General features: G+C 46.6%; 11 protein-coding genes. 4 read left to right on the top strand and 7 right to left on the bottom strand.

From position 1 onward, the window contains the following. Positions 1-190 precede the first annotated feature (190 nt). The 3 genes from symE to ABLV75_RS06335 all read left to right on the top strand — a co-directional run bounded on the left by symE (position 191) and on the right by ABLV75_RS06335 (position 2,003). The gene (symE, locus tag ABLV75_RS06345; protein WP_004133486.1) at positions 191-514 is read left to right on the top strand and encodes an endoribonuclease SymE; all 324 of its coding nucleotides are present in this window, start codon (positions 191-193) and stop codon (positions 512-514) included. A 146-nt stretch (positions 515-660) separates the two neighbouring features. After that, complete coding sequence (locus ABLV75_RS06340) at positions 661-1,095, top strand: VOC family protein (protein ID WP_032728836.1); 435 nt, start codon at positions 661-663, stop codon at positions 1,093-1,095. Positions 1,096-1,259: 164 nt separating this feature from the next. Next, positions 1,260-2,003: a hypothetical protein gene (locus tag ABLV75_RS06335; RefSeq protein WP_004108745.1), complete on the top strand. Its 744-nt coding sequence runs from the start codon at positions 1,260-1,262 to the stop codon at positions 2,001-2,003. 331 nt (positions 2,004-2,334) lie between these two features. Here ABLV75_RS06335 and ABLV75_RS06330 read toward each other — a convergent pair whose 3' ends face one another. Genes ABLV75_RS06330 through ABLV75_RS06315 form a run of 4 tightly spaced genes read right to left on the bottom strand, consistent with a single transcriptional unit; the run spans position 2,335 to position 10,207 of the window. After that, the gene (locus ABLV75_RS06330) at positions 2,335-3,378 is read right to left on the bottom strand and encodes a Wadjet anti-phage system protein JetD domain-containing protein (RefSeq protein WP_032734448.1); all 1,044 of its coding nucleotides are present in this window, start codon (positions 3,376-3,378) and stop codon (positions 2,335-2,337) included. A 24-nt stretch (positions 3,379-3,402) separates the two neighbouring features. Then, positions 3,403-7,839 carry a hypothetical protein gene (locus tag ABLV75_RS06325; RefSeq protein ID WP_032734385.1) on the bottom strand — a complete coding sequence of 1,479 codons (4,437 nt, stop codon included), beginning with the start codon at positions 7,837-7,839 and terminating at the stop codon, positions 3,403-3,405. Between the two features lie 2 nt (positions 7,840-7,841). Then, complete coding sequence (locus ABLV75_RS06320) at positions 7,842-8,738, bottom strand: hypothetical protein (protein WP_032734386.1); 897 nt, start codon at positions 8,736-8,738, stop codon at positions 7,842-7,844. A 2-nt stretch (positions 8,739-8,740) separates the two neighbouring features. Then, positions 8,741-10,207, bottom strand: coding sequence for a hypothetical protein (locus tag ABLV75_RS06315; protein ID WP_032734387.1), 1,467 nt, complete (start codon positions 10,205-10,207; stop codon positions 8,741-8,743). Positions 10,208-10,382: 175 nt separating this feature from the next. Between ABLV75_RS06315 and ABLV75_RS06310 the strand changes: the two genes are divergently transcribed. After that, a complete protein-coding gene (locus tag ABLV75_RS06310; protein ID WP_032734388.1) occupies positions 10,383-11,276 on the top strand; it encodes a WYL domain-containing protein in 894 nt (297 codons plus the stop codon). A 384-nt stretch (positions 11,277-11,660) separates the two neighbouring features. On the opposite strand, the gene drmC is transcribed toward ABLV75_RS06310, so the two are convergent. The 3 genes from drmC to drmA are packed head-to-tail and all read right to left on the bottom strand — an operon-like array spanning position 11,661 to position 18,278. Beyond that, a complete protein-coding gene (gene drmC, locus ABLV75_RS06305; RefSeq protein ID WP_032734389.1) occupies positions 11,661-12,422 on the bottom strand; it encodes a DISARM system phospholipase D-like protein DrmC in 762 nt (253 codons plus the stop codon). After that, the gene (locus tag ABLV75_RS06300; protein WP_071991997.1) at positions 12,415-14,286 is read right to left on the bottom strand and encodes a DUF1998 domain-containing protein; all 1,872 of its coding nucleotides are present in this window, start codon (positions 14,284-14,286) and stop codon (positions 12,415-12,417) included. Before ABLV75_RS06300 ends, drmC begins: the two co-directional genes overlap by 8 nt. A gap of 2 nt (positions 14,287-14,288) precedes the next feature. Then, positions 14,289-18,278, bottom strand: coding sequence for a DISARM system helicase DrmA (drmA, locus tag ABLV75_RS06295; protein ID WP_032734393.1), 3,990 nt, complete (start codon positions 18,276-18,278; stop codon positions 14,289-14,291). Between the last annotated feature and the right edge of the window lie 15 nt (positions 18,279-18,293).

The raw sequence follows: 18,293 nt of genomic DNA, 5'->3' as shown, positions 1-18,293 counted from the left end.
CGCTAATTAATAGCATCATGCATTCTGTTAATTCTTAATTTGCGGTTAAAAGCGTTTATTATGTCCGATTAAAGTCTGGACTTTATTTTTATTACTGGTTAGGTTTACAGGTGTTATTTAGCGCGGTGCGAATGTGTTGGCGCACACCCGCACCGCTGATCACAATTACTATTTACCAGGAATAGCAACCATGACTAATGCTGATTGTATTGTAGATTCGTTTGATCCAGAAGTGTCACCGAAAAATAAGCGTCAGTTGACGGTGAGTTATGTGAGACGTTTGCCAGATCGTCGTCTTGTTCCGGCGCTGATCATGAAGGGCGAGTGGCTGGCGGCGGCAGGGTTTTCGACCGGCACCCGGGTGGAGGTGCGGGTGATGGAGGGCTGTATTGTGCTGACGGCGGTTGAGCCGGAACCGGAGCTGGAAGCCGCGATGCGTAGGGTGGAGAAGCTGTCGGCCAGGAAGCAGAAGCAGGTCAGAGAGTTTATCGGGGTGATTGGGGGACGAGGTTGAGGGGTCAGGATTGCGGTGACAGACTGGATTTTAATGCCATGCTCTATATCGCCACTCCGGACCTGTACTTATCCATCAAATCCCTACAACGCTCCTTTTAGATAACAGATAAACACCTGTTAATACGACTGAATGAGGAAACCATCATGGAGACTTACCGATTACATCGCGGCAGGCTTATCGACCATATCCAGCTTGTGGTAAATGATTTCGAGGCCAGCAAAGCGTTTTATACAGCCGTGCTGGCGGTCCTTGAGATCCCTGTCGTGAATACCTACGATGATTATTTTTGGGCTGATGAGCTTGTTGTTTCATCCATTAATAGCCCCGGTTCCACAGGTAAGCCGACAGGACGGCATCACCTGGCTTTCCAGGCCAGGGATCGTGAGACGGTGGATGCTTTTTACCAGGCGGCGCTGGCACACGGCGGCAGTGATAACGGCGCACCCGGTGAGCGAACTTATCACCCGGGGTACTACGCGGCCTTTGTACTCGATCCCGATGGTAACAATATCGAGGCGGTTTACCATGGCGAGGGGGAACGCAGTGCGGCATCGGTGGAGATTGGCTTCAGTCTTTAAGCATAACGGCCTCCGGGCAGGGGCCGTATTGGGCGGATGGCATTAAGTCAGACCAGAAGTAAGCCAGGAATTAGCCATATCGAAGCCCTCATAATAATGAGGGCTACATAAAATAAAGTTGGTGCTGTAAATTCATTACGTATTCATTTTATAGAGGAATAACGATGGGAGCCATTAATGAGATAGATATTGCAAAGCTGGTTTTGCTACCCGCGATTTTATATGTGGCTAAAAAGATGATCGACTGGGCGGGAAAAGTGATGTCCAGCCCGCAAACGAAGCGAAAAATTCGCTTTGAAAAGGTACCTATTGAAACCAAAATAGAGGTGCTGAATAAAATCGCTGAGATAGCGAACGCTGACATACCCGACACCAAACTCTCGAGGACGCATCAGACCGTACAAATAAAGTTTTTGTATGAGCAGATCGGGATTACCCTCCCTGTCTGGCACGCCCATCAGTTGATCGCGTTTATCGCTGATAAAAATATCGGCTCATATGATGTACGATTAATAAGTTTCCTTAAAAACCCATCCTTATATCGTTGTGAAGAAAATCATTTTTCTGTAGATGCTAAAAAAATTAAAACTTTTCACCTCGTTAGCGGGGGTTTCTGGCTATTTTCAATAGTTATTTTCGCTTGCGCCTGGTGGACGACAATACAATCGTTACTGGCCAGCGGGGGCGTAAATTCAGCTATCGCATTTTCACTGTTTTACTTTATTTCCGCTATTGTGGTCACTGGCTTTATCTTGAGCCAGGTTGGAGAAACCTGGCAAAGCGCCAGATTCGCCAGGCTGTTTGAAAGGTGGTGTGAGGATGAAGCGCGGGTGGATAGTGGGGAGAGTGCTGTGCTAGCCGCATCGGGGCCAGAAGAACAGATGCCTCAACAGGAGCTTTTCAAATGATGAAATGCAGATACAAAAAAGTATTTTAGTGGTCTGATTGGGGGATTTGGTGCGAAGGCCGGACTCGCCTTTTCTTTTAAGTAATTGAAAATTAATGGGTTGTTAGAATTTAGTTTGGGGATTTGCCCCCAGAATGGGACATGAAATTGAATACTGGGTGGAAGATCACAAAGTTGGATCTTTATTCTCAATAAATGGAGCCAATATGATTAGTAAATATATATCATCGGTCACGATGAATAATAAATCAGCAGTAAAGGTTACTCTCCAATAGGAGTACCCACCTGTATTATAAGTAGGCTATCTCCTAAAAAACACATTGGGATTCAAACTATATGACTAAACCTAAAGAAGCCACGCCTTCTTGAGGTAGACGCTGATGGATCGCCAGAAGAGTCTTCATTTCTCGTAAAACAAACTGTGGCATCCACCTACACTGCAATTCAAAATCAAACCGTTCGTTATTGGCGTTCCCTTCTGGCGTCATTAGACCATTTAAGATCAGTTCATTATAAAGCCATTCATCCAAATGTAAGCTGATACCGTAATCACTAAGCAGCTTACACTGCAACTGATGGGCGATTTTTAAGCCCGCTACATCCAGATCGCCAAAATAAAGTAACTGTTTTACCTGTTCGACCTCAAGGAGTTGTGACACGCACTCCGCCTGGCCGGACACTTTGTTACCTGCGCCATAAATGACCAGTGACCAACGAGTCTCAACTCGATTAAGTTGGCATAGTCGATAATACACATCGGAGTTTTCAACAATGATAGCCGGAAGATCATGGCAACATGATGACTCATACGGTAAAGGCGGTGCACGTCGAAACGCGCCCATATCAGCCAAAGTCAGAGTGACATGCTTCCAGCCATCAGGCGGCAAGGAGTCCAGCGCTTTTTCGTCACCAAATATAAGCAGAGACCGCTCACGATGCCCAAGCAAGCCCGGGAATAGTGACTTGTCGCCCTCGGTTTGGCGAAAAAGATATGTATTCAGCTGTTGTAAGCGTGCTTTGATTGGCTGGGTCAGTTGTCCTGTAATACGTCGGGCCAACCAAGGATGCCAGGCTATTTCTGATGTTGTCTTCGTAGGAACGATGGCACCTTCGTAAACAAAAGTACTTGGCAGGCTCATACCCCGCCAGTAGCGCTGCCAACTCGCTTTGCGCTTAGGCTGAGCCCGCCAGTCCCTCTCAAGCAGTAGCGTAACAGCCTGACTCAGCAAATCAGGCACCTCCTGGCTCAAGGCCTCTTGATTGTGTGCGCGTAATACCTCATCCAGCACCGCATTAGCTTTCACTGTACGGGCGGCCTTACCAGCGGCAAGACGATGTTTATTGGCTGTCGACTCCAGTCGGGATAGCCAGATCATTACGCTACTCATCTCATATCAGCCTTAAATGACGGGATCGAACTGTGGCTTAGCAGCCAGAGAAGCTGCCCACAGGGCATGGCGTTCTTTATCAACGGTTACCAAATCGCGCCGCCTCAGTTTTTGAACTTTATTCAGGAAGAGATGGTTATCAAACATTGATTGGGCGTTTTCATCCGAAATACCAGTCAGGTAGATGAGCTGAATTTTATAGGCTTTGGCCATTTGGGTTTGAATTCGCATTAGATCATCGGCATTCGATTTACCCAGCGGGTTATCGGCTAACAAGAATCCTGCACTTGAAATACCCGTATCGTACTCTCGTACTTTACCAACCGTCACAAACAGTAAAAAGGCAGATGTAAGGCGCTGTCCACCCGAACCTTCAAGTCGGGTGACAGGAGTCCATTGTGGACGGCTGGCATTCGTCTTCAGCAAACGCACCTCCAGCTCCCCTTCGCCAAATACCGACTGTATCAAATCAGCTGTTAAGGCGTCTCGATTGGGCGATCGGGGTATCTGTCCCTTGGCTATCCACTGCTGCAAGCGGCTGCTGGCAAAACCCCTGAGATCAGCGGCAACATCATTCAGCCGGTCGGTCATTTTGATAATGGGCCGGCCAGGCAGTACGGGGCAATCCTCAGGAATTTTGACCGACATCGCGCGCTTGAGAAGTTTAATCGCCCCTTCCAGATGAGCAGTCAGATGGGTGACAGTCAGATCAATCGAACGCTGGAATTGTTCCAGGCTATCCTGCACAGCTTCAAATACCTGCGTGATCCCTGTACCGACCCTGTCCAAATCGCCCAGCACTTCATGATAAGTTGCGATTGAGTCCAACTGCCGTAAGTATTCCTGACTGGCTCGGGTATCTAGATCCTTGGCCAACTCTTCTTCGATCCGTTTGCGGAATTTTCCCCAGACCGTAGAGACGCGTATATTTTGCTGTTTTAGCGTTTCATTTAGACCGGCATACATTTGGCATTGTGTAGCCAGATCGTCAGCATATTCTGTGATGCTCAGGATCCTGCCAGGTAGACCCGCGGCAGAGCTCGGCGTAATGGGCTGAATCATCGCTTGAGCTGTTTTGGCGTTCTGCAGCCGTTCTTTCACATTTTCCATCTTTTGCAACTGCAGCTTCTTTTGCTCCAGTTGAAGTTTTAGCTGGTATTCAATTTCATGGAGGCTGTTGACGATTTCAGCCAGAGACGTTTGGATTGTCTCTATCTCAATGGGCTTCTCTTCCCAAATAAAATCCTCGTCAAGTGCTTTACCAGCCTCCTCACAGCTTTGAGAAAAATTTTTCAGAGTTACCTGAGAATTAATTAGATTTTGCGTGAATTGCTTTTGCTGTTCCTTCAGGCGTACGATACGGTTATTAATTACCGTTAGCTCATTGATAGCCGCCGCTTTTACCTCGTCCGGATATGTATTGTAGGTGGGTTGAGCAGTCAAACGCTCAGAGGCAGAACGTTGTGCCTGTTCAGCATCTTTCAGTTGTTGCTTGAGAGCGGTCACTTGATCACCGTTGGCTGCTTCGAGCAATTTTTTGTGCGCCTGAGCTGCCATCTCATGGGCATCTTCGGGGCTTCGTCCGGCCATACCTTCAGTCGCCGTAATCTCTGAATAGAACGGCTCGTTACACAGATTACCCCAGTTGCCCATTTGGATATTTAAAAGGGTTTTCTCGGAGCGCTTGTTCTTCTCGATCTCGTTCAGCCGTTCCAGTCTCTCTCTCTGGGTGCAAAGAGTGTCCTTGCTTCGTTGAATCTGTGCAGCTAACTGCTCCAGTTTCATTATCGCCGTTTCACGCTTCGCCCATTCAGTTTCTACAAAAAAACTCAGTTTATCATGTGCTTTTTCTGCCTGAATTTTCTGCTGTTGGGCGTTGTTTAACCGCACCTGAGCATGTATCTTCTCGTCACGCAGTGTTTGCTCATCATGCTCAGCTTGCTTAAGTGCTGCATCAGCATTTTCCAGTATTAAGAGAGCCAGCTCCCGTTGGTCAAGCAGTCCCCCCCAATGCTTGCCATACTGTTCGTAATGCAGACGCCAGTCATTCCTGAAAGATTCCAGTACCTTAAGGGCGCTCTTCTCCGCCTTCACACTGACTTCCTGCGACGCTACGATATTCTCCAGGTCTTGCAGCCGGGCTTCGTAAGCGGCCTGGCTATATCCGTGCTTATCGGGGTTTGAGAGGACGACCTGTACTAATTCAGACGTTTCTCGGCGGAGATCTTGTGCTTCATCCAGCAGGTAAATAGCAATAGGTGCCTTCTTCCAGGGAAGGAGCTCACTAATTTTATGGACCTGTTCAAAAGTTACATTGTCGAGCGCGACCAGACTCAGGTAGCGTCCAGGGTTTTGATCGATCACCGATGCAATCTTTTGTGCATCATCGTTGTAAACAGAGGCCAAATAGTGTGGAAATGTCCAGAGCTTATCCCGTGCAATGCCCGCCGCATAAAACGCTTCAAGTGCCTCATTGACCTGCTTAGCGACCAGTTCATGTCCCGTCATCCTTAACTCGTCCAGTTCGTGCCGGGCTTGCAGTAAACGCTCTTTCATTCCATTCAGCGTGTGAGAGTTCGCATTCAATACCTTGTCGAGCTGCAATCCACACTGCTCGCTGTGCCAACTCGTGTCTTCAATATCTAGATCATGTTGCATTGACGTTGGCAGTTTTTGATAGGTTTTTGCTAAAACTAAAGCACTATCCACAGCTGACTGGTGTTTTTGTTCAGCCAGAATGAGTTTTTGCTGGGCCTCACTTTTCTCAATTGATGCCTCCCGCACAACATTCAGCTGTGCTTCCAGCGCCTGCTCTTTCTGATGAAGAATTGTATTAGCCAGTTCTTCACTCTGCTTTGCATTGCGTAAGGTTAATTCCAGTCGGTATTGGGCTGCTACTGGTGTTTCATCCTTCTGGATCAATCCAGCTTCACATAATTCATTCCGTTGCGATTCGCCCTGCTGTTTGTCTCTTTTATATCTCTCACGATCCGCCTCCAGGCCACCCAGCATCTTTTGTAGTTCGTCGTATGATTGTTTAAGGGCATTGCTTTCTCTATCCATCTGCCCTAATTCTTCCTCAAGCGTAGCCTCCTGCTGGCGATGCCTGTCAATTGCCCACTCTAATGTGCCTAAGGCTTCGCCTGCAGTACGCTCGAAAATAACCTGTAGCGGCCTTTCCGCTTTACTTTGGAATACCTTCAGATCTTCATCTGCCTGGAGATACTCATTCTGGGCCTTAGCATAGGCTTTGTAGTCTATAGCAGCGTGAGTAATCTCAATCTGGCGCTGATTGGTATCGGCTTCGTCTTGAAGCGCATCGACTATCGCTTTTTGTTTGTCGAACTGATGCTGCGCGAGATCATATTCAAGCAGTGCTCTGCGCTTACCTAACTGCTCACGCAGAGACATCGCCTGGCCAATATGCGTTTGCAAACTATCCATGTTATCTTCAAGCTGCGTCTGTTCAACCTGAGCATCCCTGACAAAGGCTGCGAGATCGCGCATTGCTTCCCGGAAGCCATCATCCAGCAGTTGCTGCTGCGCCTGGATGCTTTCCAGCTGTTTAGCCGGATCAAGAAACGCCAGCCAGTTAGCCAGCACATCCTTCAGGAAGGACTCGTTACGACGGATCCCCTCTAACTCTCCCTGACGTTCAACTTCATGCGCTACCAGTTCCCGCAGCCGCTCAGCCGCATCTTTAGACATGGTGCAGGCGAAAAATGCGCCAAGGAAATCATGTTCAGTTTTGTATTCGATAAAACGGGTCAGGCCACCTTCTTCGGAGTTGAAGGTCACCATTGTTTTGATAAGATCAACGTTAATTTGTTGTTCCAGCAAAAATGCGCGCCACTCGTTCTGTCTGGTGGTTTTACGCCAATGCATGCCGCCTTCACTACCGGCCTTGAGATTAAGCCAGCTATCAAAGCTGCGCAGGCTATTGGCATAGGGACGTAGCTCAGAATTGCGTTCCGCGCGGGAATAAGAAGGGACTTCATCAAACGGCGCGCCCATCAGGGCGTCGGGCGCATCACAAATAAACAGTGTGCGGTCAACATCATCTCCATTACGCTGATGAGCATGTCCCAGTAATAACGTTTGTCCTGATTCATTGACCATCTCAACCAAAACAACAGAGAGTTCTTTATAGAAGTAATTGCGGTAGTGGTATTCACTCTGGCGATGATTTGCCAGATATTGGGTGAAGTCACTAACGGACGGCTCAAAAATCGATAACAGCAGCGCGATGTAGGTTGATTTACCGCCCCCATTCACAAGCTGCTGATAGGTACTGGTCACCACCTTCGCATTCCTGACGGGCGAGCGCAGGCCTTCAACAACAGGGCTACCGACCGCTTGAGACAGGCCAATATAGTCCAGTGTGAGGTCCTTGTAGAAAGCTTCTTCATGGCCTGCGCCATCCATATAAACCCGCTTAATCAGCCACATGATTAAATCTCCGTCAAACGTTGTGTTTCTGTGGTTCCAGTTGTAACTGGACGTTCATTGAGCGAAGAAAACTCCATGGTATCTGCTAATGCTGCAATATCGCTTTCAACTAAGTCTGACGACCGTTCTTCTACGGCTGGACTGATGCTCATGACAAAACGCACCGTCTCTTCAATGCCAGTATGGCGCAGATAATGTTTGAGTTTTTGGGTCGGATACCAGTCGGACTCTCCCGACAAACTGCTGTCTTCGGCCAGAAAGCCTTCCTCCTGCAGCAGTTGTATCCAGCGCGTTGCCATTTCTGTTTGCGAGCGAATACTTGAGACACGCCCCACCTTTTCGTCGTGAATACGGGGAATACGTTCTTCCTGCACAAACCTGGCCGCCATAAGTAGGCCATCTACGGTATCGTCCCCCTCGGCCTTGCGCTGGGCAATCACCTGGTCGGCAACATTATTGAGCCTGGCTACCACCGAGGCGGCATTAATGGCGTTACTCTGACCGAACTCGACACGAACGGTGTCTGGAGTTGGAAACAAATCAGCCAGCAACGCAATCAGTGTTAAGCCTGCAAACAGACGCTGTTCTTTCCGTTCCTTACCCTGTTGCTCAGCCATTGTTTCAGGTAACAAGCGTTTGTTCAGCCAACCCAAAGATGGGGAAAACGGGCCTCGGCCATCTGCAGCCAGTAATACCCCGTAGGTCTCATGAATCCCGAGATACCGCAATTTCATACCTGTCGCGACGCCACGGATAATCTCTGCGAACAGGGCATCACCTTGCAGATCAAGCGCACGTTGAATCAGCTCATCCCCCATTTTATATCCCAGTGAATTCATAATTGCCTGCGTGGCAATCTCGGCGTAGCGTTTCGCTTGTTGATGCGCGTTGTCGTACATAACTACTCCTCAAAGGGGTATAAGGGAGCGACCATTAACAGTTTGATATTGTTAGCCCGCCAGAGCGTTGTTTCGATAGCGTCGTCTATCTCTACTTCTATTGCGGGATCGCTGTTAGCTGCCAGACTGCCAATATGAAGTAAACAAACCTGTTGTTCTTGTTCGGATAATTCTTCGCACTCATAGGCGTCGAAAACATCTCTAAAGCTCACATGCCCCCAATTCTTCAATCGGTCACTAACCCAATCGCTGCATTTTTTAATGACAGATTCAGGGATACCTCGCAGGTTGGTTTCAATAGCTACAGGCTGATCGGTGAGGTCCTGTATCTCATGTGGAAGCGCCTGTTCAAATCTATCGAGATAAAGGTTCAGCAGCGCCTCAAGGTCAAACAGAATGTGCCGATCATCATCCTGTCTTCGGGGAGCCAACAGGCGTGCGGTGAGACCATCGATTTCCTTTTCGACAGTGTCGGGGGGATGAGACAGCAAGGGCTTGAGTACACCTTTTTCAAGCGTTTCCCGGAAAAGGGTATTATCTCTGGGAATAATGAGTTTCAGACGAGCTCGCTCAAAATCTTTGTTAACATCAAGTAAGCAGTCTTGATAGCGCTGCGTAAAAGCGCAGACCTCAGCAAAAATCTCCTGTGCCTTACGTAGCTTATTTAATTTGTCGGGATTTAATTTCGAACTTCCTTCAACCAGCATTTCGGTAATGGCCGACATTGAGTTCTGGATATGTTCCAAAACCTCTCGGGTTTTATCAAAGGAATCATTGAGTACGGGACGGATATCGTGTGCATAAGATGCACTCAAATCACCAGACTGGGCAGCACGCACTTTCATCCGCATCCCAATCAGATATTGCTCCAGTTGCCGCTGCGTTGATTGGATCTGGTGTACTGCCTTGTCGATCTCACCGCGACGGATGGTTTTAAGCGTGCGCCAGGCCAGAATCGCAGCGCGTTCTATCGGCGTTTCATCCAAACGGAGGGTATAGAACAGCATTCCTTCATCAGTCAGCGACCAGAGAATATCATCTGAGCCGGATAGCTGGTCATAGCGTACCAGACGGACTATCTGCTCTTCGGAATGCGTTCGTTGCGAGAAGTCGTAATAACTGAGACGGAAAGGGTCTTTGATCGCCGCAAAAATCTTGCTGGCAACTTGCGCGTAGTCGGACGCTTCTTGTCCCGGATAGGCTTCATTGAGGTGCCCAACCAGACATAGCTCAGCTTCTTTACGCGTCATACCTGGCTGGCGCTCGCGGTCAGCATAATAAAGCATGGCGTCAAAGAGATACATAATTGCCGCCAGTGCATCAAGCTCGAAGCCATCAAACGGATTGCGCTGTAGGGCGCTGTATATTGAATCCAGCGTCCGCACTACCAGCAACGCGTGAGATTGAATCGTCAGCTCGCGGCGTGCCATAGATTCATTACGAGCCTGCTCCAAAAACCCTAGTGACATAACATTCTCCCTCTGAGACGGAAGTCACTATAGTACTCCCCGCCCAATTAAGCAAAGAAACTTTGCTTAATTTTCTTTGATAACAATGTTATTTGTTTTGATGTCATTCGCCTTCTATACTTAGTCCGTATATCAAACCGCAATTGATTAACCTGCAAATAAGAATAAAACTGATATGTACTACTCAATGTTTCTTGATAAACACAAATCCCCCCTCAGCCACGCACAATGGTTGCGCTTGCGCTATATTGAGCGCCAGCTACTGTGGGAACGAAAAGTCACTTCGCGCATGATTGCTGAAGAGTTTGGCGTCTCGGCGCAACAAGCTCGTACTGATGTAAGAACCTATATGGAGGTCGCTCCAGGCAATGCTATTGAGAAGGGGGCCGGCCGAAAAGGGTATTTCCCCAGTACGACGTTTACGCCTGTTTTGCTGGGAGAAAACGATCTGGTCTGGCGTGCGACGGTAGAATTTCAACCGCCGCAAGCGGCCCACGCGCAGGAAATCCCGCTCATCCATCGCGCAGTGCATAGCCGCACGCTGGCAATTTTTTTGTCAGCAATCGAACAGAAGGGGCAAGTAAAAGTGACTTATGCGTCAATGGAAAACCCGGAAGGCATATCCCGTACACTAAGCCCTACGGTAATTATCACCGTTAACGGGCGCCAGCATGTGCGAGCCTATGACTGGGGCAGTTCGGCGTTTAAGGACTTTGTTTTGGCGCGATTTCTGGACTCGCCGGAACTGATTATTCCTGCCGCCCCCCCTCCGCGCAAAGATACCGCATGGGAGGTCGTAATCCCCGTGCGTTTTATAGCCAATCCAACACTAAACAAAGCGCAACAAGAGGTAATTAAGCGGGACTACATACTTGAACCATCTGAATTCAGCATTCGTGCACCAATGATTTTTTATTTATGCCCTGAAAACAATCTGCCTAAAACAGATGATGAATATGCACAAGCTACTGACGCCAGCAGCCAAGGCCCCTTTGTCTATCCTGTTCTAGCTGTGCACGCCCAAACAGGTGAGCCTATTCATAAGTACCGCCATGCAGGTGAGAGATAGACATTCTGTTTACTAATAATTTATAGCCATTCACTGTGACTGTTCCTGTATCAGAGATATGATGCAGGAATATAAAAAACCAGCCACCTATAAATTATGATTTTTAATTTCTGATTCAGTTGAATCCCCAATCCGTTCCATACGTGAAAAATTTTTTTGATTTTCAAGCCCTAAACCCATTTCAATATAGAGTTTTAAATTTACTGAAGTTCAGTAAATAAGGTTACGTTTGAATTGCCTCACAGAACAGATAACTCATATATCACTTAAAATAACACCGCAAACTGATGAACCCAAATATTATTACTCACAGAGAAACGAAATAAGCCATAAGTATAAATTTATTTCTAATAGTGCATTGTAGGGGCTATTAAAACCGCATTATCAAATCAAGCTAATAATTTTTGTTTTAATAAGATAGAAAAGATGCTCATTAAGTTGCCTTGGAATACTTCCGCCAGAAATAAGCACCCCGGCTTCAATATTTTTTTCCATAGCATACCCAGTAAGGTTTGCACTAGTGATAAAGCACTCCCGAGCATCAGCAACAGCAACTTTTGCATGAACACATCCGCCATAATATTCATTATCTTTATTATTCCATACATAAAGTTTGGCTGAAGGGACCTGTATTCTCATCTTCTCAATGGTATCAAAATTTAAACTACCACCTTTCTCTTGCGATAATTCAAGTAAAATTGAGATCATAACTCCGCGTTCATTTGCAGCATTTAATGCTTTCACTATCGTTGAAACATCATAAGCGACGAAGCTGGTTATAAACAGAGTGCGCTCAGCGGTACTAATAACTTGAAGCAAAGCCTGTTCAGTACGACGTGCTGAAACAAATGGTGTTGTGGGGCCAGTCCACACTAACTCGGTAGATTGCTCTGAAGTGGCTTTTGAATAGACATGGCTGGCAGTAAGGAGCATTGCAGCCAACTCACTAGAACTGACAGACGTTTTTTGCCAGGCCATAGTGAGTTGTTTGACTATTGTTACAGCTATTGGAGTATTGACCACATTGTATAATGTGGCCATAGATTTATTATCATCAATATGGCTAATATTTTCAGCGATAGCTCTTATTTTTTCAGATGATATTAGAGAGCTCAGCGCTGTAATAGCGTCCAGAAGATCATCCATTTAATAAATCCTTGAAGAAAGCTGCTTCAGTATGCTCCAGTGTTGGTACAAGCAGGGCTCTATCTAAATAGCGATTCCCTTTCTCGCAAGAGGTTTCTGCAACTAAGCTACAGGCATGGCAAGCAGCTCCATGCAGCGAACGATCCTTCTCTGGATCATGCTCTGAACATAATGGGTCTGATGAGCAGATCCTTGAGCGATTTAATGCTTGTTCAAGTAAACGTCCAAGATTTTCTGGTTTGCCAAGATCAACCAGTCCCCCTAAAGTACCGTCTGAATCAGCGGCAGCGGTATAAATAAGGATACCCGCCTGAGGAGTGCCATTGGTTGTATTTGCATAGATACGCTCACGAATACTCGCGGCATTATATCCACATTCCAGAGCCAATTCTCGAATCAGTAAATGGGAAAGTGTATGCAACATAGCATAGCGAATGCCGGGATAACCTTCTTCTGGATCCAAGTGACGAGCATTTCTCCAACCTGTATGCCCACCGCGAAGCATTTTGTCCGATTGTTTTACAGCGTCCAGAGATTCCCATGCCACAAGCGCTTGTTCATTGAACTGCAGAAATATCCCTTCACCATGGACCTGATTAGCAGGTACCCAATCAGGTTTGCTCCGTGACAGGCTGGCCATTTGTGGTCGTTCATTGGGATCCTCAGATTCTTCAGGAGCTTCGACCCGGGTAAAACCAAGTAAAGCATTAACCTCACGTAACCGTTCTAAGAGTAAAACTCGCTCAATATATGGCGTAAAACGCGTCGGAGTACTAGCTTTTTTACTCATAAAATGAGGGTAATCTGCGGGGGGATTAGGTTCTATCAATACATCCCATTCAGGACCTTTAATATCAGCCTCGCCGACAAACTCCTCACCATAATGTGAGCGATGAGCTTCAATTGCAGACCATATTTCCTCTACAGCATACTTTTCAATACCTTGAGCTTCACCACGTTTGTTGAGGATTTTTAGTGTCCCTCTAAGTTCAGCAGGATCTTCTACATCCGAAAAATCATTCCAATAATCAATGACTATCTGATGTAATGGGGTAACGTTTGATAATGGGATCACTAGTGCTGAAAGCGTTATAGGAAACCAGCTATTCGTGGCCCCAAGCAGTACTGCACGTGGTTCTTCGTTACATTCAGCATCAAAGTAATCCAGATGAGGATGACGTCCTCTACATGCAGGAAGATTTTCTTTACCGGCCTTACCAAATGCATGCGCCATACTCCTTGATGATTCACAAGAATCGCATTTTACCCACAGATTTTCTGTCTGCAATGAAGCACCACTTTCAAAGAATCGCAGTGTCCCTTTGCACGAACTGTTTCCTCCATGAACAAAATAATGCCACGGAAAATCATCAAGGTGGCCATCGCGACAAGCTAGAAGAAAACGGGCTGGTACTGCATCAGCATCCCTGGCTGGTTGATCGCCCTTAGAACCCCGGCAATCTTTATGGACAAAACGAGTTCGTTCAGGTCTATATTGATTTGGTTTTATTTCGAAAAGCCCGGCATCGTAAGGTGAAAGTAACCCACATTTAACGCATCGTAACCATCTAGGGAAAGGACGAACAGGTACCCCGATATTTGCCTCGGCAGACAACATATCTGTGACTTCGCCTTTTTTAAATGGTGGCATTCGCAAGCTTTCAACCTGGTCACCTAATACCTTTCTAACGGCAGCTAGTAACCGGGTTTCCTGAATTGGCTGACAACGGTTCTTTTCCCACCTGTCGATTCCAAGTGTTACAACTGACAAGTTGGGCAAATCAATGAGGGCTCCAGGACCATATGTCCAAAGCAATTGGCTCGGGCGAACTTCACCAACGGGTGTTTTCTCATTAATTTTCATAATCAGTCCTCATCCTTAGTTGCGGGACGAGGCTTCCAATTGTGATCGTCCGCTATATGGTTGGTGTTCATTATAAGTCTCACACCTGGTTCAACTTCTCGCATTGACATAGGCACGGTCCAGTTGTCCCAAGGCTTCAGGCCTGGTGAGTCTATTAAACTAACTGTCTTATCTATTTCAGGCCCACGTTTTTCATATGCGAGAATCCGCCCCCCCATAGACGCTTTCTTTGCCCATTCATCAGCACGCTCTTTCAGTTCATTCTCTGCCAATTTTTTACGAGAATTATCTTCTGCAACGTTACCTGCACGATTCGCCAGAGCTTTGATTGCATTACAGATCTCGACTTGATTAGACATATTCAACTTACCAGCCCCATCGTTTGGACTGAATTCGTCGTTTTCCAGACGAACAAGACTTAATAACGCACCTGTTAAACCACGGTCCATCGCTCGAGGAGAAAAAGGAGTAACAGACTGGGCCTCTACATGCTTGTAGAAGGTGGCATGGTAATGTTCGAATGTTTCGTAATGAGAAAGGTCTCTTGGACGAGCCCATGTTAGTACGGTACAAACTAAACCGGGAAATGAACGCCCTACACGACTGGTAGCCTGGATATATTCGGCCGTTCCTTTAGGCTGACCATTTACGGCCATAAGACCAAGTCGGTTAACATCGACGCCGACAGACAACATATTAGTAGCAAGGACGATATCAATAGCCCGTGTATCCCCCTCCTGCCATTTAGTCACATACTTACCAGTAGTAGTATCAAAGTCAGATTTAAACTTAACCTCTAAATTATCAAGATATTTAGGGATATCCTGACTGGATACTCGGGAAGTTAATTCACGAATATTGCTTATACTACGTTGTGCCAATGCCGGTCTTTCCACCATGCTCATTCGCACCCGGTAAGAACGTGTTTGTACGTCATCCTCTGCAAGTCGCTTCATCCCGCCTAATTCGCGTAGCGAGTTGAAATAGCCAACCATTGTCATATAAGGGTCAGCAGGCTCGCCAAAGTGGTTGAATAATTCCTGTGCTGCGGTCAGGAATGCAGTGTAAACACGGATCAGCATTGCGGGCCTTGAACTGCCAGGCGAGCATACCCCAAGATAACGACGTCCATACTTTTCTTTTATAGGTCGTTGTACTGAGAAAAAGTTATCCTCAACGTCTATCCCATGTGGTGGAAATACTGCCACTTGGCGCATAAAAACATTATTTACCTGTTCCTTAGCTTTACGGACTGTTGCAGTTGAAGCAATGATCTTTGGTCTGACCGACTTCCCGTCAAGATTCCAACTACATAATTCATCAACAGCAGTCTCATACAATCCAACCATAGTGCCCAAAGGTCCACTAATTAAGTGGAATTCATCCTGAATGATAAGGTCCGGTGGCCGTATTGGATTGATAACCTTAACTTTAGTTGAAGGTTGTCCTTTGGCTGCGGGATGATTTCCTGTGCAGCTAGCCCCCTGCCAGAGCAAACCGTGTCGTTCACATTCCAATCCTACACGGCCGAAAAGTGTTCTCACCTGGCCACGCCATGCCATCATGGCAAACTTATCTACAGTAGCAATCATCATTGTGGGAGGGCGATGATAGATCTCTTCATCCACTACTAATACTGGCAATCCTGGATGGGCTTGTTTACTTGATTTTCCTTTGGAAAAGTCACAACGCCCCTTTTTATCACCGCAAAAAACAAACGTCCTTCCCCCCAATTTATCCTTTTTAACTTCAACATCCTGTCCGGGGATAATTGATGAACCACACCATGGACAACTAGTTAATTGTGCAGGTGAGGCCGTTCCCGCATGGTTTTTTCCCGGATTACGGGCATCTTCAATAGCTCGATGACTCTCTTCAGTCGAACCAGGCGTTACTTTGTTGCCAACCCAAAGACCAATAGTAAATGGTTCTAATCCGAGAGACACGTCGCCATTATTGAGTGCTTCTCGCCGCAAAACTTCCATAGCACAAATTAAGGCTGTCGCACGCTGGAATTGTTGTAATGTTAGCAGGCGCAATGTGTATCGCATTATTACCGCCAAGCCGCGCGAACTATCATACCCCCCTAAATTACCCTGCATGCGGCGTATGGCCATTGTAAAAGCCGCAACGCCTAAATAAGCTTCAGTTTTACCACCACCCGTGGGGAACCATAAAAGATCAGCATAGGCATTTACAGGCTGCACGCGATCGGAATGGTTTGGGTCTGCCAACGAAGGTATAGAGAGCAATAAGAATGCCAACTGAAAAGGGCGCCAGCTACGATTCTTTTCAATATCAAATGGTTCAATAGTTGTATCTTCACCACGGCGTTTAGCCAACGCGTATAAACTTCGTACTCGCTGCGTTGCCATTGCTTTGTTGGCGAAACGAAATGCTGCCAGCGCTTTTTCATTAAGCTTAAGTGTATCAATACCCTTTTGCAGGCGAGAATGGATCTCCTTACAACGATCCATTGCGATCTGAGATTGGGTTTCAAAACCTGTAATTTTAATACCTACACTGGCACGTTGTTCACTAATCCAATCCAGATAGTCCTTGGTTAGTACATTTAATGCATCGATCAGTGGTTCCACTTCCAAAGTGGCCAGTTTCTGCATGTCAAGTAAACCACTTTTGACCATTTCTTGCATCGCTGGACGATCTGATGGATCAAGACCGGGAGTCTCTGTTCTCTGGACTTCGTACTGTGGCATAACAGTCGTGCGAATTTCAGTCGCAAGTTCAGTGTTATCTGCAGGTTTAGCATGCACAGCAACACCATGCCCTACTGCAAATTCAACATGGTTACGGTAAATCATTTCCAGCGCTTCACGTTCGGGATCCATACCATCAGAATCCAAAACGGGTTTACGCCTGAATATTGCTTTCTCAGCAGCATCCTTTACTGGTCTAACGATCAATTCTGGTTGGAAAATCCATGCCATATCATGATTAGAAGGTGGATCTTCCTGATTATTTACAAGGAATATGGTGATCAGGCGATCCCCATTTTCATTCTTGTGACGAATTGTGCCCTGTACCAAAACATCTGGGCATGTACTATCTACAACTTGAGGAGGAATCGTGCCTTCTATCAGAGATAATGTAATCTTCCCGCCACTAGGGAAACGCTGCCAGACTTTTACTTTGGTCTGTTCTTCGCCCCCTGTATCCTTGTTCTTGCGGATTCGATAAATCTCATGGTCATTGCTACGCTCATAACGTCCCCAACGAGCTTCTAGTTCTATTTGATCAATATCGCCATCGACACAAAAAGTAATTCCCAGACTACTTGGTACCAATGATTGGTTGCTGGCAGCATCAATTTCTTCCGGGACATCAGGTTCTCCCCGGCCAGACACTTTTGGAGAATCCACTTTTGTTGTCTGAGACTTAACTATTTGGTCACCAACATCATCATCAGCATTCTCTGGATCCACAGAAAACTCAGAACTGCGCTCGGCGGCTTCACGTGGAGCAAGCTTACCAACAAGATATCGATCCCTTACGCCCATATCGACGATAAGCTCATTAGGGCCGGCTGCCGGCCCGAGTAAATCATCCATAACTGCTAGTTGCAGTAATTCGCGAATGTAAGTTTGATCTTCGATCGTTGGTATTTCAGCAATGCTTGTATTTAGTGAATTTGGTAGCATTTCAATGAATTCTTTCCACTGAAGCCGGCCATAACTTCCTTTTGCAGGTAGTGTAAGTGAGGTCGAACCAATGGAAACAGGCGATACAACCCGAAACATACGATCGAAATAGAGCGTAGTAGTTTCGAGATCAGAGCGAATGCGCAGAATGCGTCCGATTCGCGTGATATACCCTGACGTATCAAGGACTACTACCCAATCACTTTCAGCAATCCCTTGATTTAGGGAGCGATCACCTTTTAAATTCACTGTATGGAGGTTTAAAGTGGAATCGCTAACGAAGCCACGGTCAAAAGCAAACCATGCGTTAGCTGACTTATTGTTATCTGCCATATATATCCTCATCAA

It is taken from the genome of Klebsiella sp. CN_Kp066 (assembly GCF_040065135.1).
Taxonomy (GTDB): Bacteria; Pseudomonadota; Gammaproteobacteria; order Enterobacterales; family Enterobacteriaceae; genus Klebsiella; species Klebsiella oxytoca.
This window is presented reverse-complemented; position numbering and strand designations above follow the sequence as displayed.